At 70.8% G+C, this 17001-nt stretch carries 12 protein-coding genes; 7 read left to right on the top strand and 5 right to left on the bottom strand.

Annotated features, from left to right (window positions below; genetic code table 11):
- Positions 1–135: 135 nt before the first annotated feature.
- A complete protein-coding gene (gene sph, locus ACIA73_RS20520; RefSeq protein ID WP_399440026.1) occupies positions 136–1140 on the bottom strand; it encodes a sphingomyelin phosphodiesterase in 1005 nt (334 codons plus the stop codon).
- Between the two features lie 276 nt (positions 1141–1416).
- On the opposite strand from sph, the gene ACIA73_RS20515 reads away from it, so the two are divergent.
- Positions 1417–2349: an oxygenase MpaB family protein gene (locus tag ACIA73_RS20515; protein ID WP_399440025.1), complete on the top strand. Its 933-nt coding sequence runs from the start codon at positions 1417–1419 to the stop codon at positions 2347–2349.
- A 71-nt stretch (positions 2350–2420) separates the two neighbouring features.
- On the opposite strand, the gene ACIA73_RS20510 is transcribed toward ACIA73_RS20515, so the two are convergent.
- Positions 2421–3929: a M1 family metallopeptidase gene (locus ACIA73_RS20510; RefSeq protein WP_399440024.1), complete on the bottom strand. Its 1509-nt coding sequence runs from the start codon at positions 3927–3929 to the stop codon at positions 2421–2423.
- A 200-nt stretch (positions 3930–4129) separates the two neighbouring features.
- On the opposite strand from ACIA73_RS20510, the gene ACIA73_RS20505 reads away from it, so the two are divergent.
- The 6 genes from ACIA73_RS20505 to ACIA73_RS20480 all read left to right on the top strand — a co-directional run bounded on the left by ACIA73_RS20505 (position 4130) and on the right by ACIA73_RS20480 (position 13134).
- On the top strand, positions 4130–6157 hold the full coding sequence (locus ACIA73_RS20505) for a Xaa-Pro dipeptidyl-peptidase (protein WP_399440023.1): 2028 nt from the start codon (positions 4130–4132) through the stop codon (positions 6155–6157).
- Complete coding sequence (locus ACIA73_RS20500; protein ID WP_399440022.1) at positions 6154–7440, top strand: M14 family metallocarboxypeptidase; 1287 nt, start codon at positions 6154–6156, stop codon at positions 7438–7440. Before ACIA73_RS20505 ends, ACIA73_RS20500 begins: the two co-directional genes overlap by 4 nt.
- Before the next feature lie 72 nt (positions 7441–7512).
- Positions 7513–9258, top strand: a complete 1746-nt coding sequence (locus ACIA73_RS20495) for a BCCT family transporter (RefSeq protein ID WP_399440021.1) — start codon at positions 7513–7515, stop codon at positions 9256–9258.
- A gap of 558 nt (positions 9259–9816) precedes the next feature.
- Positions 9817–10866 (top strand): oxidoreductase, encoded by a 1050-nt coding sequence (locus ACIA73_RS20490; RefSeq protein ID WP_399440020.1) that lies wholly within the window; start codon positions 9817–9819, stop codon positions 10864–10866.
- Between the two features lie 97 nt (positions 10867–10963).
- On the top strand, positions 10964–12601 hold the full coding sequence (locus tag ACIA73_RS20485; RefSeq protein ID WP_399440019.1) for an ABC-F family ATP-binding cassette domain-containing protein: 1638 nt from the start codon (positions 10964–10966) through the stop codon (positions 12599–12601).
- A 119-nt stretch (positions 12602–12720) separates the two neighbouring features.
- Positions 12721–13134 carry a PaaI family thioesterase gene (locus tag ACIA73_RS20480; protein ID WP_399440018.1) on the top strand — a complete coding sequence of 138 codons (414 nt, stop codon included), beginning with the start codon at positions 12721–12723 and terminating at the stop codon, positions 13132–13134.
- A gap of 58 nt (positions 13135–13192) precedes the next feature.
- Here the strand turns inward: ACIA73_RS20480 and ACIA73_RS20475 are convergent, their stop codons facing one another.
- From ACIA73_RS20475 to ACIA73_RS20465, 3 genes are all read right to left on the bottom strand, one after another.
- Positions 13193–15646 carry a Tex family protein gene (locus ACIA73_RS20475; protein WP_399440017.1) on the bottom strand — a complete coding sequence of 818 codons (2454 nt, stop codon included), beginning with the start codon at positions 15644–15646 and terminating at the stop codon, positions 13193–13195.
- 116 nt (positions 15647–15762) lie between these two features.
- A complete protein-coding gene (locus ACIA73_RS20470) occupies positions 15763–15894 on the bottom strand; it encodes an LPFR motif small protein (protein WP_399440016.1) in 132 nt (43 codons plus the stop codon).
- Positions 15895–16004: 110 nt separating this feature from the next.
- On the bottom strand, positions 16005–16877 hold the full coding sequence (locus ACIA73_RS20465; protein ID WP_399440015.1) for a hypothetical protein: 873 nt from the start codon (positions 16875–16877) through the stop codon (positions 16005–16007).
- Positions 16878–17001 lie beyond the last annotated feature (124 nt).

Below are 17001 nucleotides of genomic sequence, written 5' to 3'. Positions count from 1 at the left end.
CCCCGCCCCCCCCCGCCCCCGCGGCGCGGGCCCCCCCCCCCCCGCCCCGGGGGGGGGGGGCGGGGGGCGGGGGGGGGGGCGGCGGGGGGGGGGGGGGCCCCCCCCCCCCCCCCCGGGGCCGGGCCCGACCGGCACTCACTTGGCGGAAGCCACCAGAGGGTAGTGGTCGCTCAGGTTGGTGTACGTGTAGCTCTTGCCCCAGCTCGACACCGTCCACGGCGCGCTCTGCTCCTTGACGACGTGGTTCGTCCACCCGGCGGGCCGGGCGTGGCCCTTCCGGTGCAGCACGTAGTCGAGGTCCTCGCGCGGGTCGGTCGGATACCGCTCGGCGGCGATCGAGTTGTCGGCGGTGTCGAAGGAGTACGTGTGGCCCGTGCGCGCGGACGCCCCTTCCAGCCCCGCGTCCGTCAGCATCGACCCGTACTCCGCACTGTGCGAGTCGACATTGAGGTCACCGGCCACCAGCACCTGCTCCGACGCCGGAATCTTCTTCGCGTCCAGGAACGCGTTCAGCTCCTTCAGCTGCGCGCTCCGCTTGGCCGCCGCCTCGCCCGCCCGGCAGCCTGGGTCGGTGGACTGCAGATGCGTGCCGACCACGTGCACCTTCACGCCCTTCACATCGAGCACCGCGTACGCGAAGCCCTTGTTCGAGAACCAGTCGCCACCGCACGCCTGCTTGTAGACGAACTGCTCCTTCCGCACGATCGGCCACTTGCTGTACACGGTCACCCCGCCGTCCTCCGCCGACGTCGCCGAGTAGGAACCGCCCGTGGCGTCCCAGCCGCTCCTGCTCCGGCCGACCACCGGCGTCTGGTGCGGGTACTGGGCGGCCGCTTCTCGGCCCAGCGCGTCGGAAGCGGAATTGTCGAACGCCTCCTGGAGGACGACCACGTCGTGGCCCTGGAAGAAGGACGCGGCCGGGATCGCCTTCGCCCGGAAGTCCTGGCCCCAGTTCGGGTAGAGATTCTTGCTGAAGAGGAAGGCGTTGTACGACAGGACGCTGAGCGCGGGCACGTCGGCGGAGGCGGCCGGGGCGGCGGTGGCCCCCGGTGCCGTGGCGGCCAGGGTGGCCGCGGCGGCGACGGCGGTCGCGGTGGCGGTCAGGACGCGTCGACGTGCGGAACGCGCGGAATTCGGCACAGAGTTCTCCCGTGAAAGGTGTGGGGCGAGAGGTGCGGTACGAACTGGCGCCGCTCATCAAACCAGCCGCGGTTACTTACCGGTAGACAACGTGCAACGTCCACACCTCGTCACCCCGACAAACTCGCTACCCCGTGCAGGGACGTGCGCACCCCGCACGCGGAGGTGCACGTCCGCAGCAGCACCCCTCGGATCCCGCCCGACACGTCCGTCGCATACTGGATCACGGACAAACCCGGCACCGCCCCGGGCTCGCCGAACCGTGGGAGCCGCCGCATGACGACCGAATCCGGCATCCGGACCGCCACCCGCGCGGACGGGCCCGTCGACCCCGCGCCGCCCCCGCCCGGCGGCGTCCTGTGGTCCCTCGCGGGCGATGTCCGCGGCCTGCTGATGCTGCCCGCGGCTCTGACGCTGCAGGTCGCGCACCCGGCGGTCGGCGCCGGTGTCGACGACCACTCGGTCTTCCGCACCGACCCGTGGGGACGCGGCGAACGCTCCCTGCGGTCGGTGCTGCTCTGGGTGTACGGGGGAGAGGCCGCCGCCGAGGAGGGCCGCAGGCTGCGCGCCCTGCACAAGACGATCATGGGCACGGACGCGCACGGCCGGAAGTACCACGCGCTGACCCCCGCGTACTACGCCTGGGTGCACGCCACCGGCTTCCCCTGCTACCAGCACTCTCTGCGGTACCTCAACCGGCGCCCGCTCACCGGGTCCCAGGAGCGGCAGCTCTACGCGGAGTGGCTCCAGGTCGGCCGCATCCTCGGCATCCACGACCGGGACATGCCGCAGTCGGTCGAGGAGTTCTGGCCGTACTACCGCAAGATGCTCGCCGAGGAGATCGAACAGACCGTGGTGGTACGGGAGCTGGCCGACCCCGGACTCAGGGTTCCGCCGCCGGACCGCGGCCCGCTGCCGGTGCGGCTGCTGCTGCGCGCCCTGTGGCCGGTACTTCTGCCACGGCTCACGGCCTTCCGTTCCTTCGTGACGGTCGGCTACCTGCCGCCCGAGGCGCGCGAGGCGCTGGGCCTGGAGTGGACGGCCGCGCAGGAGCGCGGGCTGCGCCGGTTCAGCCGGGTCGTGCGCACCCTCGTACCACTGCTGCCGGAACGGCTGCGATACCTGCCGAGGGCGAGGAAGGCGCGTGCGGAGGCACGCGCAAAGGCGCGTGCGGAGGCCGGAGCGCGGCGCCGCGCCGCCGCCCGCTGACGCACGGGCGACAGCGGAGCGACGACGCGGGGCGAGCGGCGGGACGCGTGATCAGTGCGGGTGAGCCGTGATCAGTGGTCGTGGACCGTGTTCGTCGCGGCGATCTTCTTCCACGACTTCGGCTGGACCGGCCCCGCCGTCGGGGAGGCCGCGAGTCCGCGCGCGATCCTCGACTCGGCGGCGGCCGGAGCGGCCGGCTTCTCCGGCTGGTACAGCCATGTGTCGAACAGCTCGGCCAGCGGCTTCCCGGAGACCTTCTCCGCGAACTTCACGAAGTCCGAGACCTTCGCATTGCCGTACTTGAACTGCGTCGGCCACTTCTTGAGGATCTCGAAGAACGCCTCGTCCCCGACCTCGTTGCGCAAGGCCTGAATGGCCAGGGCCCCCCGGTCGTAGACAGCGATGTCGAACTGCTTGTCCGCACCCGGGTCACCGGGCTTGACCTGCCAGAACGGGTCCTCGGCCGCCCGCGAGGAGTACGCGTAGTCGGCCAGCTCCTGCGCCGTCCCCTCGCCCTCCTTCTCCGACCACAGCCACTGGCTGTACCGGGCGAAGCCCTCGTTGACCCAGATGTCCTTCCAGTGGTGCACGGACACGCTGTCGCCGTACCACTGGTGCGCCAGCTCGTGCACGACCACCGAGACGTTCGCACCGTTGGCGAACTGCCGGGGGCTGTAGAACGGCCGGGTCTGCGTCTCCAGCGCGAAGCCACTGGTCACGTTCGGGACGTAACCGCCGACCGCGTTGAAGGGGTACGGACCGAAGACACCCTCCAGCCACTCGGTGACCTCCGCCGAACGCTCGATGCTCGCCCGCGCCGCGCCGTCGTTGTCGCCGAGGTCCTTGCTGTACGCGTTGAGGACCGGCAGCCCGGACGCCGTCCGGTCGGTGGTGACGTCGAATCTGCCGACGGCGAGGGTGGCCAGGTAGGTGGCCTGCGGCTTGTTGGAGCGCCAGTTGAAGCGGGTCCAGCCCAGCTTCGAACTCTGCGACTGGAGCACGCCGTTGGAGATGGCCGTCGAGCCGTCCGGCACCGAGACCGATACGTCGTAGGTGGCCTTGTCGAGCGGGTGGTCGTTGCTCGGGAACCACCAGGCGGCCGAGTCCGGCTCCTGCGCGGCGACGCCACCGTCCGGGGTGCGGGCCCAGGCGGTGTACCCGCCGATCTTCACCTCGGACGGCTTTCCGGCGTATCGGACCACCACCGAGAGGGACTTGCCCTTCTCCAGCGGGCTCGCCGGAGTGACGACCAGCTCCTGCTCGCCCTCCTTGGTGAACTTCGCGACCTTGCCGTTGACCCGCACCTCGCTGACCTTCAGGCCGAGGTCCAGGTTGAAGCTCGACAGGTTCTGCTTGGCGGTGGCGAGGAGGGTCGCCGTGCCCTCCAGCAGGTCCGTCGTGGGCTGGTACTTCAGCCGCAGGTCGTAGTGGGAAACGTCGTAGCCGCCGTTGCCGCTGGCCGGGTAGTAGGGGTCGCCGATGCCCGGCGCTCCCGGGGTGAACGAGGCCGCCGATGCCGGGATCGCCAGCAGCAGGGTGGCCGCGGCCAGCACGCCCGGGGCGATGATTCTGCGGTGCACGAGTGCTCCAAGTGGTCGGATGGAACGATCTGTTGGCACTCTATTCAGCCCCTTCGCCATCAGTCATGTCCATGGTCGCTCCTGACACACGATTGCCATACGGCCGACATGCGACCCGCCATCCCTTTTGGCCGCAGGGGACGCGTCCGGCGCGCTACTGCCCTCTTTTGCGCGGGAGTTGAGGGCGTTACGGTCCGGCCATGTCGATACCTGCACGGGCCCGGCGCCCGAAGTGGAGAACGCTCGTACCCACGACCGTGGCCGCGATGACGGCCGTCCTGCTGGTTCCCGCGGGGGCGGCCCAGGGGGCCGAGGAGGCCGCCCCACAGGCCGCCGCGGCCCGGCCCACCGAGAGCAAGCCCGTCCACTCGTACGACAAGGCGATCCGGGAGTCCGTCTGGGTCGACACCCGCATCGACGGCGACAAGGACGGGAAGACCGACCGGGTGGCCGTGGACATCGTCCGCCCCCGCGAGACCGACCGCTCCGGCCGCCGCATCCCCGTGATCATGGACGCCAGCCCGTACTACTCCTGCTGCGGACGCGGCAACGAGAGCCAGAAGAAGACGTACGACGACAAGGGCAACCCGGACCGGTTCCCGCTCTTCTACGACAACTACTTCGTGCCGCGCGGCTATGGGTACGTCGCCGTCGACTTCACCGGAACCAACCGCTCCGACGGCTGCGTCGACGTCGGCGGACGCTCCGAGATCGCCTCCGCCAAGGCCGTCGTCGAATGGCTGGGCGGTCGCGGCACCGGCTACACCTCGCGCACCGGCGCCACCCGTACGAGCGCCTCCTGGTCCAACGGCAGCACCGGCATGATCGGCAAGAGCTGGGACGGCACCGTCGCCAACGGAGTCGCCGCCACCGGCGTCAAGGGCCTGAAGACCATCGTCCCGATCGGCGCCATCTCCTCCTGGTACGACTACTACTTCCAGCAGGGCGCCGACCTGTACGAGGGCGGCCCCGACGACCTCGCCGGATACGTCGAGCATCCGGACCGTACCCCCGCCTGCAAGCCCGTGAAGCAGGCCCTCGCCGACGGCGCCCCGCTCAACGGCGACCGCACCCGGATGTGGGCCGAGCGCGACTTCGTCCCCGACGCGGGCAACGTGCGCGCCAGCGTCTTCGCCGTCCACGGCATGCAGGACCTCAACGTCCGCACCAACCACTTCGGCAAGTGGTGGGACGCTCTCGCCGACGAAGGCGTCACGCGCAAGGTGTGGCTGTCGCAGACCGGCCATGTCGACCCGTTCGACTTCCGGCGCGCCGAGTGGGTCAAGACGCTGCACCGCTGGTTCGACCATGAGCTGATGGGCTACGACAACGGCATCGACCGCGAGCCGATGGCCGACATCGAGCGCGCCCCCGACCGCTGGACCACCGACAAGGTGTGGCCGCCGCGCGGCACCGACGCCACCAAGGTCCGTCCGCAGAAGGGCAGTTCGGCCGGAGTGGGCTCCCTCGGTCTGAAGCGCGCCAAGCCCGGCACCACCGAGACCTTCACCGACGACCCCGGGCTCGACGAGAACGCCTGGGCCACGAAGATCGACACCGGCACCCCCGAGAAAGCCGGCTTCGCCACCAAGCCGCTCTCCGGGGACCTGCGCCTCTCCGGATCCTCCAAGGTCACCCTGAAGGTCACCCCGTCCACCACCAGCGCCAACCTCTCCGCGGTCCTCGTCGACCTCGGCCCGGACACCATCCGCAATTACGGCGCGGCGGGCGAAGGCATCAAAACCCTTGCAGAGCGCAGCTGTTGGGGAGCGAGCACCACGGGTGACAGCTCCTGCTTCAAGGAGACGACGGCCAACACCGCCGCCGTCGGCCACACCGTCTTCAGCCGCGGCTGGGCGAGCCTGGCCCACTACCGGGGCGACGGCCGGGCCCGCCCGCTGACCCCCGGCAGGACGTACGAGATCACCATCGACCTGGCCGCCTCCGACCATGTCGTCCCGGCCGGACACCGCCTCGCCCTGATCGTCGCCGGCACCGACGCGGGCCTCGTCGAAGCCCCCGACACCCGCCCCACCCTGGGTCTCGACCTCTCCGGTACGTCGGCGAAGCTGCCGTTCGTCGGCGGCGAGCGCGCCTTCGCCCGCGCCACCTCCGGCAACACCGCCGCCGCCCCGCTCGCCCCGGGTGCCCGCGACGGCGTGAGCGTGCCGCAGGACCTGTCCCGGATGCCGGGCGCACTGCCCCTGCCCCTGGAAGGACCCCGATGAGGAGGCGCGTCCTCGCGGCGCTCCTCGGCACGGCCGCCCTCGCGGTCCCGCTGGTCGCCGCCCCCGCCCAGGCAGGGGACGGCGGGCGGCCCGGACCCCGTACCGGATTCGAGACGTCCCACGGCGCCCGCTGGACCACCCAGCCCGAGGAGCAGGACTTCCTCGCCGCCGTCGACCGGGCCGCCTCCCGGGTCTCCGTCTCCTCCATCGGCACCACCAAGCAGGGCCGCCCGCTCCAGCTCGTCCGCATCGGCGAAGGCCGGCACACCACCTCCACCGTGCTCCTGATCTGCAGTCAGCACGGCAACGAACCGGCCGGACGCGAAGCCTGCCTCAGCAAGGTCCGCGACCTCGCCCTCGCCAGGGACCACCGCACCCGGGACTTCCTGCGCACCACCACCGTCCTGGTCGTCCCCACCGCCAACCCCGACGGGCGCGCCGCCGACACCCGCGGCAACTCCGACGGCATCGACATCAACCGCGACCACATCGCCCTGGCCACCGCCGAGGGCCGCGCCATGGCCGCCGTGATCCGCGACCGCAGGCCCGACCTGGTCTACGACCTGCACGAGTACGGCGCCACCCCGCCGTACTACGACAAGGACCTCTTCGACCTCTGGCCGCGCAACCTCAACACCGACCCGCACGTCCACCAGGAGTCGAAGAAGCTCTCGGGGCAGTACGTCAGGCCCGCCGCCCACGCCTCCGGCTTCAGCACCGGCACGTACGGCATCTGGACCGACCCGGTCACCGGCGACGACCTCAGGCAGGTCGCTGGCGACGGCCAGGAACGCATCCTGCGCAACGCGTCCGGCATCAAGCACGCGGTGGGCCTGCTCATCGAGAGCCGCGTCGACGCGCTCGACGAGGCGGAGCAGCAGGACCGGGCGCTCAACCAGCGCCGCCGGGTCGCCTCGCACACCGCCTCCCTCGGCGGCGCACTCACCTACGCACAGCAGCGGCGCGGCCCGATCGAGGCTGCCACCACCCGCGCCAGGCTGGCCGGTTTCGCGGACCGGGGACCCGTCTATCTGGGTGGTGCCGACAACCAGGATCCCAAGCCCGCCGAAATCCTCGCCGACCCGCCCTGCGGCTACCGGCTGACGGACCAGCAGCTCGCCTCCGTGGGGGACGAACTCGCCCTGCACGGCGTCGGTTTCGCCAAGGTCCGAGGGGGTGCGTACGTGCCCCTGCGGCAGTCCCAGCGGGACCTGATTCCGCTTCTCCTCGACGCAAGAGCCACATACCCGCTCACAACTGGGCAACCCGACACGCGCTGTTAGCAGACCGTGACGTGCGTCACCTGTGATACCGGGTAGCGGCAGGGAATCCTCCCCATCCGAAAGGTGACACACGTGTCCCAGGACGACCAGTCGTCGGACGACCGGGCAGCTTCGCCACTCATGGCGGATCTGCCCGGCAGTCCGCATACCACCCACGAACCACATACGGACCGGATCGTGTTCGGCGTCACCGCCGCTCTCACGCTCGCGTTCGTACTCTGGGGTGCGCTCGCCACCGATTCACTGGAGGACGTTTCCGGCAAGCTGCTCAAGGGCCTGATCCACAACGGTGGATGGGCGTTCATGCTGGCCGCATCCGGCTTCGTGGTCTTCGCGCTGTGGCTGGCGGTGAGCCGGTACGGCAAGATCACGCTCGGCGAGGAGGGCGAGGCGCCCGAGTTCAAGACGGTCTCCTGGGTCGCGATGATGTTCAGCGCGGGCATGGGCATCGGCCTGATGTTCTACGGAGTCAGTGAGCCGCTCGGCCACTTCTCCTCCCCGCCGCCCGGCACCCGCCCGGTCGACTCGGCGGAAGCCATGCAGACCGCCATGGCCACCACCCTCTTCCACTGGACGCTGCACCCGTGGGCGATCTACGCGGTGGTCGGTCTGGCCATCGCGTACAGCACCTTCCGCCGTCGCCGCAGGCAGACCATCAGCGCCGTCTTCACCCCGCTCATCGGCGAGAAGCGTGCCAACGGCGGTCTCGGCCGCTTCATCGACATCCTCGCCATCTTCGCCACCCTCTTCGGCTCGGCCGCGTCGCTGGGCCTGGGCGCGCTGCAGATCGGCAGCGGCATGAAGGAGCTCAACTGGATGGAGAAGGCCGGCACCGGCCTCCTCATCTCCATCATCGCCGTCCTCACGGTGGCCTTCGTCGCCTCCGCGGTCTCCGGCGTCGAGAAGGGCATCCAGTGGCTGTCCAACACCAACATGGTGCTGGCGCTGGTCCTGCTGATCTTCGTCTTCATCGCGGGTCCCACCGTGATCGTCCTGGACCTGCTGCCCACCTCGCTGGGCGCCTACCTCGGTGACCTCCCGCAGCTCATCGGCCGCACCGAGGCCACCGGCGGCAAGGAAGTCGCCACCTGGCTCGGCAGCTGGACGGTCTTCTACTGGGCGTGGTGGATCTCCTGGACGCCCTTCGTCGGGATGTTCATCGCGCGGATCAGCCGGGGCCGTACGGTCCGTCAGTTCATCGGCGGCGTCATCCTCGTGCCGAGCACGGTCAGCCTGATCTGGTTCTGCGTCTTCGGCGGCACCGCCATGAAGATGCAGGCCGGCGGCCGGCTGCCCGAGGAGGCCACACCGGAGGGCCAGCTCTTCGGCCTCCTCCAGGAGTTCCCGCTCGCCACCGTCACCAGCATCCTGGTGATGATCCTGGTCGGCATCTTCTTCGTCTCCGGCGCCGACGCCGCGTCGATCGTCATGGGCACCCTCTCCCAGAAGGGCTCCTTCGAGCCGACCAAGCTGGTCGTCGTCTTCTGGGGCGTGGTCACCGGCGCGGTCGCCGCGGTCATGCTGCTCATCGGCGACGGCAAGGGCGACGCACTCCAGGGCCTGCAGAACCTGACCATCCTGGTCGCGGCCCCCTTCGCCGTGGTCATGATCGGCATGTGTGTGGCCCTGATGCGCGACCTGCGCAGGGATCCGCTGATCGTCCGCGGTGAACTGGGCATCGAAGCCGTCGAATCAGCGGTCGTCGAGGGCCACAAGAAGTACGACGGCGACTTCGAGATCCGCATCGGCCCAGGCACGGGCAACGGCACGGAAGACCCCGCGCCCCCCACGGAGAGCGGAGCGACCCGCACCTCCTGACACCCCCGGCAGAGGGGCGGGCAAAGGGACACAACGACCCCTTCGCCCGCCCCTCCTGGCTGCGCTCACAGCTGTGTCGGCCCGGCCCAGGCTGCCCCGGCCGGTGGCGGCGGCTTTTGGCGGTGGCTTCCCCCGCCGGCGCGCCGGCGGGGGCGGCACCTTTCGCCGGTGCCCGCGTTCCCCCCGGTAGTGGCCGCCCCTGCTGGTTGTGTCCGCGTCCGCCGGTCCTGGTTACTCCTTCCGGTTGGTGGCGTCCCTCCCGGTGGTGGCCGCTCCTTGCGGGTGATGCCCGGGCCCACGGGGGTGCCCTTCCCCCCGGTTGTGGTCGCGTTTCGCGGTAGCGGGCGTACCTCCGGCCGAGGGCCATTTCGGGCGAGGTGCGACGGCGCTGCGAGGGGCCGGGCGCTGCCTCCGGGGTGGGGTGCTGGGGAGAATCGGAGGGCGGGGGCGGACCCGATGCGCGCCCGCAGCCGTACCCCGCGTTCCTCACCCGCGTTCCCGCGCACCGAATTCACGATCCCGTGCGCACAATCCGTCTCCACTGGGGATACTCACCCCATGTCTGCCGCGCACGCGACCTTCGGGCTGGCCCCGGCGATACGGGCCGGCGGGGTCCTGGCCACCGGTGCCTACCAACTGCACCGCGAATTCCTCGACTTCATCGTCGACGGCCGCCCCCTCCTTCATCAGCTCGCCGACCTCGACGCCGTGTCCCCGCTGGCGTCCGACGTCCCCCCGGCCATCTTCACCACCCACCTCCGCAGACTCCTCCTGGAAGCCGCGCCCCCGCTTCCCGGCAGGCGGTACGTCATCTACGGCTGCCCCGACTGCGAGAGCCTCGAATGCGGTGCGGTGACCGCCGTCATCGAGCGCGACGGCCCGGACATCGTCTGGCGCGACTTCGCCTGGCAGACCACCGACACCATCGACCCGGCCCGCGACGGCTACCAGGGGATAGGCCCGTTCCGCTTCGACGCGGACACCTACCGCACCGAACTGTGCCGCCTCCTGCCCGACGGCGACCCCACGGACGGCTCCGGCGCCCCCACCACCGCGCACCGCCGCCGTGTCCTGCTGATCGGCTCCCGGGTCGCCGTCCTCGCCAAGCTCGCGGCGGCCCTCCGTACGATCAACATCGGCGCGGAGATCGTCGAGGATGCGGACCGGGTCCCGCCGGACGAGATCAGGACGTACGGTGCGGTGGCCTTCGGCCGGTCCGTCGCCGAGCACGAGAAGGCGGCGGTACGCCATGCCTTCGACCGTGCGGGCGTCGGACCCGCCTATGTGGAGGACCTCGCCCCGATGATCCCCGTCCTGGTCGCCCAGCTCGAACACGCCCTGGACAGGACCCCGTTGGAACAACGCCGGCTCACCCGCCTGGTCGCAGCCGACGGCGAGGCAGGCGTCGAAGTCACCACCACCTGCCGGGTCCAGCTCGTCGCCTACCGCCACGACCGCCTCCACCGCCTCCACACCGAGGTCGTCTTCGACGGAATGCTCGACCCCGGCAAACACCGCATCCCCCTCGACGAACGAGCCACCCGAGGCCGCTCCTACCTCGTCGCCCGCACCATGGGCGGCGTCCTCACCACCCCAATGGTCCGCTAAACGCACATACCAGACATGGTGCGCACGGCCCCGAGCCCTGCTCACCTCCCCACCCGCACCCTCCCGGCCTCCACCCCCGGCATAAGATCGACCCCTCATGACTGCAACCCTCGTCGCCAAAGACCTCACCGCCGGCCACGGTGACCGCACCCTCTTCTCCGGCCTCGACCTCGTCATCGCCCCCGGCGACGTCATCGGCCTCGTCGGCGTGAACGGGGCAGGGAAATCCACCCTCCTGCGCCTCCTCGCCGGCCTCGACACCCCCGAGGGCGGCGACCTCCGCCTCTCCCCGCCCACCGCCACCATCGGCCACCTCCCCCAGGAACCGGAGCGCCGCGAGGGCGAAACCATCCGTGACTTCCTCGCCCGCCGCACCGGCGTCGCCGACGCCCAGCTCGCCCTGGACACCGCCACCCAGGCCCTGGTCGACGAGGCCCCCGGCGCCGACGACGCCTACTCCCTCAGCCTCGACCGCTGGCTCGACCTCGGTGGCGCCGACCTCGACGAACGCGCCGAGGAAGTCGCCGCGACCCTCGGCCTGACCATCGGCCTCGACCAGCCCATGACCGGCCTCTCCGGCGGCCAGGCGGCCCGCGCCGGCCTCGCCTCCCTCCTGCTCTCCCGCTATGACGTCTTCCTCCTCGACGAGCCCACCAACGACCTCGACCTGGACGGCCTCGACCGCCTGGAGAACTTCGTCAAGGGCCTGCGCGCGGGCACCGTCGTGATCAGCCACGACCGCGAGTTCCTCACCCGCACCGTCACCAAGGTCCTCGAACTCGACCTCGCCCAGCAGCAGATCAAGCTGTACGGCGGCGGCTACGCGGCCTATCTGGAGGAGCGGGACACCGCCCGCCGGCACGCCCGCGAGGAGTTCGAGGAGTTCGCCGACAAGAAGTCCGCCCTGGAGGGCCGCGCCCAGATGCAGCGCGGCTGGATGGACAAGGGCGTTCGCAACGCCCGCCGCAAGTCCACCGACGGCGACAAGCTCGGCCGCAACATGCGCAGTGAGGCCAGCGAGAAGCAGGCCGCCAAGGCCCGCCAGACGCAGCGCATGATCGAACGCCTCGACGTCGTCGACGAGCCCCGCAAGGAGTGGGAGCTCCGCATGGAGATCGCGGCCGCCCCGCGCTCCGGCGCTGTGGTGTCGACGATGCGTCAGGCGACCGTCCGCCGGGGCGACTTCACCTTCGGGCCGGTCTCGCTCCAGATCGACTGGGCGGACCGCGTCGCGATCACCGGCGCCAACGGGGCGGGAAAGTCGACCCTGTTGGCGGCCATGCTCGGCCGACTCCCACTCGACCAGGGCGACTCGACCCTCGGCCCGGGGGTCGTGGTCGGCGAGGTCGACCAGGCGCGCGGTCTCTTCTACGGTGCCGAATCTCTTCTCGACGCCTTCTCCGCGGCCGTCCCCGACACCGAACCGGCGGAGGTGCGCACCCTCCTCGCCAAGTTCGGCCTGCGCGCCGAGCACGTCCTGCGCCCCGCCACCACTCTCTCCCCGGGCGAACGCACTCGCGCGGCCCTCGCCCTTCTCCAGGGGCGGGGCGTCAACCTCCTCGTACTGGACGAACCGACGAACCACCTCGACCTCCCCGCGATCGAACAGCTGGAGTCGGCGCTGGAGTCGTACGAGGGGACGCTCCTCCTGGTCACCCACGACCGGCGGATGCTGGACGCGGTGCGGACCACGCGGCGGGTGGAGGTTGCCGGGGGGCGGGTCACCGAGGTGTGAGGGGAGATCGCGTCACGCTCTCAGCGCGGACGTGACGTAGGGTCAAGTCGTGGGCGTAAAAGCCCTGTTGCGGTCGGCGGCCGGCGCATCGGCGTTGCGGATGCTGTTAGGTTCCTCCGATGATTGATCTCGGCGGAGCCCAAGCGGTCCTGGACGCGAGCCCTTTCGGCCCCTGGTGGGGGTTCCGGGTGGACGAGGTCGGCAAGGGGACGGCCCGGGTCTCCTTGCCGCAGCGGCCCGAGCTGTTCCGTCCGGGCGGGGTCCTCCAGGGCGGTTGCGCCATGACGCTCGCGGACGTCACCTGCTGGATCGCGATCATGTCGCTGTTCGGCAAGGACGATCCCTCGGTCACCCAGCAGCTGACCACCAGCTTCCTCGGCCCCGCCCGCACCGACCTGACCTGCGAGTCCACGATCCTGCGGCCGGGCCGTCTGATCGTGTACGCAACAGCCACCACGACCGACACCGCCGGCAAGGTGGTCGCCCACCACACCCTGACCTACATTCGCCCACCGGAACGCAACGACAGCTGAGCCACCAGCTCCGAGGGCTGCCCGACCGCCCCCGGAAGCCCTCGTGGCCGCTAACCCCTCAGCGGCGCTTCCCCGGGTCGGTCAGTCCCGCCCTGCGGAGCGCATCGGCCATCGCGCTGTTGGCCGGAGCAGGGCCGGCAGCCGAGCGGCCGCCACCGCGCTGCTGCCGACCACCGTCCTGAGCCTGCCGGCCTCCGCCCTGACCCTGTCGGCCCTGGCCGCGCTCGCCGCCTCCGCCCTGCCGCTGCTGCGGAGGCCGCCCCTGCGTACCGGCCCGTCCCTGCGCATCGCCGGAACGGGACCCCCCGGAGGAGCGCCGGGGCGTGTCCCCGGCCTCATCCTCCAGCCGCAGCGTCAACGAGATCCGCTTGCGCGGGATATCCACGTCCATCACCTTCACCCGCACCACATCCCCCGACTTCACGACGTCGTGGGGATCCTTCACGAAGGTCTTCGACAGCGCCGACACATGCACCAGACCGTCCTGATGCACACCGACATCCACGAACGCCCCGAAGGCGGCCACATTGGTGACGACCCCCTCAAGGATCATGCCGGGCGTCAGATCACCGATCTTCTCGACGCCGTCCTTGAAAGTGGCCGTCTTGAACGCGGGACGCGGGTCCCGCCCCGGCTTCTCCAATTCCCGGAGAATGTCGGAAACCGTCGGCAGCCCGAACTTCTCATTCACAAAGTCCGCGGCCCGCAGCCCGCGCAGCACCTCCACATTCCCGACCAGGGTCCCGGCTCCGGACGACTTCGCCATCGCCCGTACCACCGGATAGGACTCCGGGTGCACGCTCGACGCGTCCAACGGGTCCTCCCCGTCCCGGATCCGCAGGAACCCCGCGCACTGCTCGTACGCCTTCGGGCCCAGCCGCGCCACGTCCTTCAGCGCCTTCCGCGAACGGAAAGGACCGTTCGCATCCCGGTGCGCGACGATGTTCTCCGCCAGGCCGGACCCAATTCCGGAAACCCGCGAAAGCAGCGGTGCGGACGCCGTATTGACGTCCACCCCCACCCCATTCACACAGTCCTCGACCACCGCGTCCAGCGACCGCGAAAGCTTCACTTCCGACAGGTCGTGCTGGTACTGGCCCACGCCGATCGACTTCGGGTCGATCTTCACCAGTTCCGCCAGCGGGTCCTGCAGCCGCCGCGCAATGGAAACCGCCCCACGCAGCGACACATCCATGTCCGGCAATTCCTGCGAGGCAAAAGCAGAAGCCGAATAGACGGAAGCCCCCGCCTCCGAAACCATCACCTTGGTGAGGTTCAATTCCGGGTGCCTGGCGATCAGTTCTCCGGCCAGCTTGTCCGTCTCGCGGGAGGCGGTGCCGTTCCCGATCGCGATCAGATCGACCGCGTGCTCCTTCGCCAGCCGTGCCAGCTTCCCCAGCGCCTCGTCCCAGCGGTTGGCGGGTACATGCGGATGGATGACCTCCGTCGCCACCACCTTCCCGGTGGCGTCCACGACGGCGACCTTCACACCGGTACGGAAACCGGGGTCCAGCCCCAGCGTCGCCCGCGTCCCGGCCGGGGCCGCCAGCAGCAGATCGCGCAGGTTCGCGGCGAAGACCCGCACCGCCTCGTCCTCGGCGGCCGTACGCAGCCGCAGCCGCAGATCGATTCCCAGATGCACCAGGATCCGCGTCCGCCACGCCCAACGCACCGTCTCCGCAAGCCACTTGTCACCCGGACGGCCACGGTCGGCGACACCGAAGCGGCGGGCCACCATGTTCTCGTACGAGGACGGGCCCACCACCTCCGAGTCGTCCGGCTCCGGCTGGAGGACCAGATCGAGCACGTCCTCCTTCTCGCCGCGCAGCATCGCCAGCACCCGGTGCGAGGGCAGTGCGGTGAAGGGCTCCGCGAAGTCGAAGTAGTCGGCGAACTTCGCGCCCGCCTCCTCCTTGCCGTCCCGCACCTTCGCCGACAGCCGGCCGCGCGACCACATCCGCTCGCGGACCTCGCCGATCAGGTCGGCGTCCTCCGAGAAGTGCTCGGTCAGGATCGACCGGGCCCCGTCCAGCGCGGCAGCCCCGTCCGCGACGCCCTTGTCCGCGTCGACGAAGGCGGCGGCAGCGGCGAGCGGGTCGGCCGAAGGGTCCTTGAGCAGACGCTCCGCCAGTGGTGCCAGACCGGCCTCGCGGGCGATCTGCGCCTTGGTGCGCCGCTTCGGCTTGAAGGGGAGGTAGATGTCCTCCAGACGCGCCTTGGTCTCGGCCGCCCGGATCTGCGCCTCCAGGGCAGCGTCCAGCTTGCCCTGCTCCCGTACGGAATCCAGGATCGCGGACCGGCGGTCCTCCAGCTCCCGCAGATACCGCAGCCGCTCCTCCAGGGTGCGCAGCTGCGCATCGTCGAGCATCTCGGTCGCTTCCTTGCGGTAGCGAGCGATGAACGGAACGGTCGAGCCGCCGTCGAGCAGCTCGACGGCGGCCTTGACCTGCCGGTCCTTTACGCCGAGTTCCCCGGCGATCCTGCTTTCGATGCTTTCGATGGACGTCGTCACGGTGTTACCGACTCGCCTTCTCCTGCGGGCAGTGCATGTCGCACCTCAACTGCGGTGCCCCTGCATTCTGCCGTGCGGGCGGACGGAGCCACGCACGGGACCGCCCGCGAGCCGGTTCACGCCCTGCGGGTACGCCCACCCCGCGACGCTCCGCCGAAGAGCTTCGCCAGGAGGCGGAACGGCAGCGTCACCACGGTGGCGATGGCGCCGCCGACCGTACGGAGAGCATCGGCAATGGCACGGAACACGGGGTCCTCCTCGTCCGGAATCGCTGTCTCCGTGCGGGTTGCCTCCCCGGCCCGCCGCAAACGGGGGCGGGCCGGGGAGGCGCTGCTCAGCCCCTCGCAGGCGTGGCCCCTCAGCCCTTGCCGAGCAGGGTTTCGGGGAAGGCCCCCGCCGCTGCCGCCGTCATCAGGAAGCCGCGCCCCAGCTCGGTGAGCCGCTCGACTCCCGCCGCGCCCAGGTGCTCGTACGGTGCCAGGTCGAGCCGGTCCGTGGTGTCCTCGACGTTTGCCCGCAGCGCCGCACCCGCTTCGGTCAGAGCGCCCTCGGCGTCGAGCAGCCCACGGGCGCGCAGCCGGTCGGACGCCGCGTCCCAGTCGCTGCGCGACCAGCCCCGGGTGCGCAGCACCCAGCGCGGGTTCATGCCCTTGCCGGTGGCGGTGTGGCTGACCAGCGCCTCGACGGGGTCGAGCCCGGCGGTGAGCAGCGCGGCCAGGTGACCGTCGCCCCGGTGCTCGCGCAGCAGCGTCGCCGCGTGCCAGAACGCCAGATGCGGTACGTCGGGCATCGGGAGGTCCGCGTGGGCGGCGTACAGCGGCCTGGCCTGCCGGGTGCACGCCTCGGTGGCGCGCACCGCGAGCGCGGCGGCCTCCGCCATCTCGTCCGAGGCGATGATCTCCGCGCCGAGCAGCCGCCGCAGCGCCGCGTCGGCGGCGCTCATCCGTGCCCCGAGCACCGCTTGTGGCGTCACGACGTCCCAGAGGGCCGGCAGGACCTTGGCGATCAGCTCGTAGTTGTAGTTGTAGAACGAGGCGGCCACCAGACCGGGGCCGGCCTCGCCGAAGGCCGCCACCCGGCCCACGAAGAACGGGGCCTCGGGGTCGTCGATGCCGATGGCGGCCAGCTCGGCGGCGTACTCGGGGGAGAAGTAGACCGTCGAGTGCAGCGAGTTGAGGGGGTTGTGGCAGCGGCGTCCGGCGCGGGCGGGGAGCACAGTGGTGTCAGTCATGCCTGCACGTTACCGACTGGTTAGTACGTCGCATAGTCCGGGCCGTCAAGTGCGCACGGCCGAGGCGTGGGAAAAGCCGGCGCGGACCGCCGTGGCAGGAAAGGTGGGGAACTCGTCATTGCGG

It is taken from the genome of Streptomyces sp. NPDC051561 (assembly GCF_044454195.1).
Taxonomy (GTDB): Bacteria; Actinomycetota; Actinomycetes; order Streptomycetales; family Streptomycetaceae; genus Streptomyces.
The sequence above is the reverse complement of the archived record's forward strand: the minus strand, read 5'-3'. Positions and strand labels throughout refer to the sequence as shown.

What these genes read in the sequence shown, in the direction of transcription:
- ACIA73_RS20515 (WP_399440025.1), top strand. Translation starts at nt 1,417, where the DNA reads ATGACGACCGAATCCGGCATCCGGACCGCCACCCGCGCGGACGGGCCC.
- ACIA73_RS20505 (WP_399440023.1), top strand. Translation starts at nt 4,130, where the DNA reads ATGTCGATACCTGCACGGGCCCGGCGCCCGAAGTGGAGAACGCTCGTA.
- ACIA73_RS20500 (WP_399440022.1), top strand. Translation starts at nt 6,154, where the DNA reads ATGAGGAGGCGCGTCCTCGCGGCGCTCCTCGGCACGGCCGCCCTCGCG.
- ACIA73_RS20490 (WP_399440020.1), top strand. Translation starts at nt 9,817, where the DNA reads ATGTCTGCCGCGCACGCGACCTTCGGGCTGGCCCCGGCGATACGGGCC.
- ACIA73_RS20485 (WP_399440019.1), top strand. Translation starts at nt 10,964, where the DNA reads ATGACTGCAACCCTCGTCGCCAAAGACCTCACCGCCGGCCACGGTGAC.
- ACIA73_RS20480 (WP_399440018.1), top strand. Translation starts at nt 12,721, where the DNA reads ATGATTGATCTCGGCGGAGCCCAAGCGGTCCTGGACGCGAGCCCTTTC.
- ACIA73_RS20465 (WP_399440015.1), bottom strand. Translation starts at nt 16,877, where the DNA reads ATGACTGACACCACTGTGCTCCCCGCCCGCGCCGGACGCCGCTGCCAC.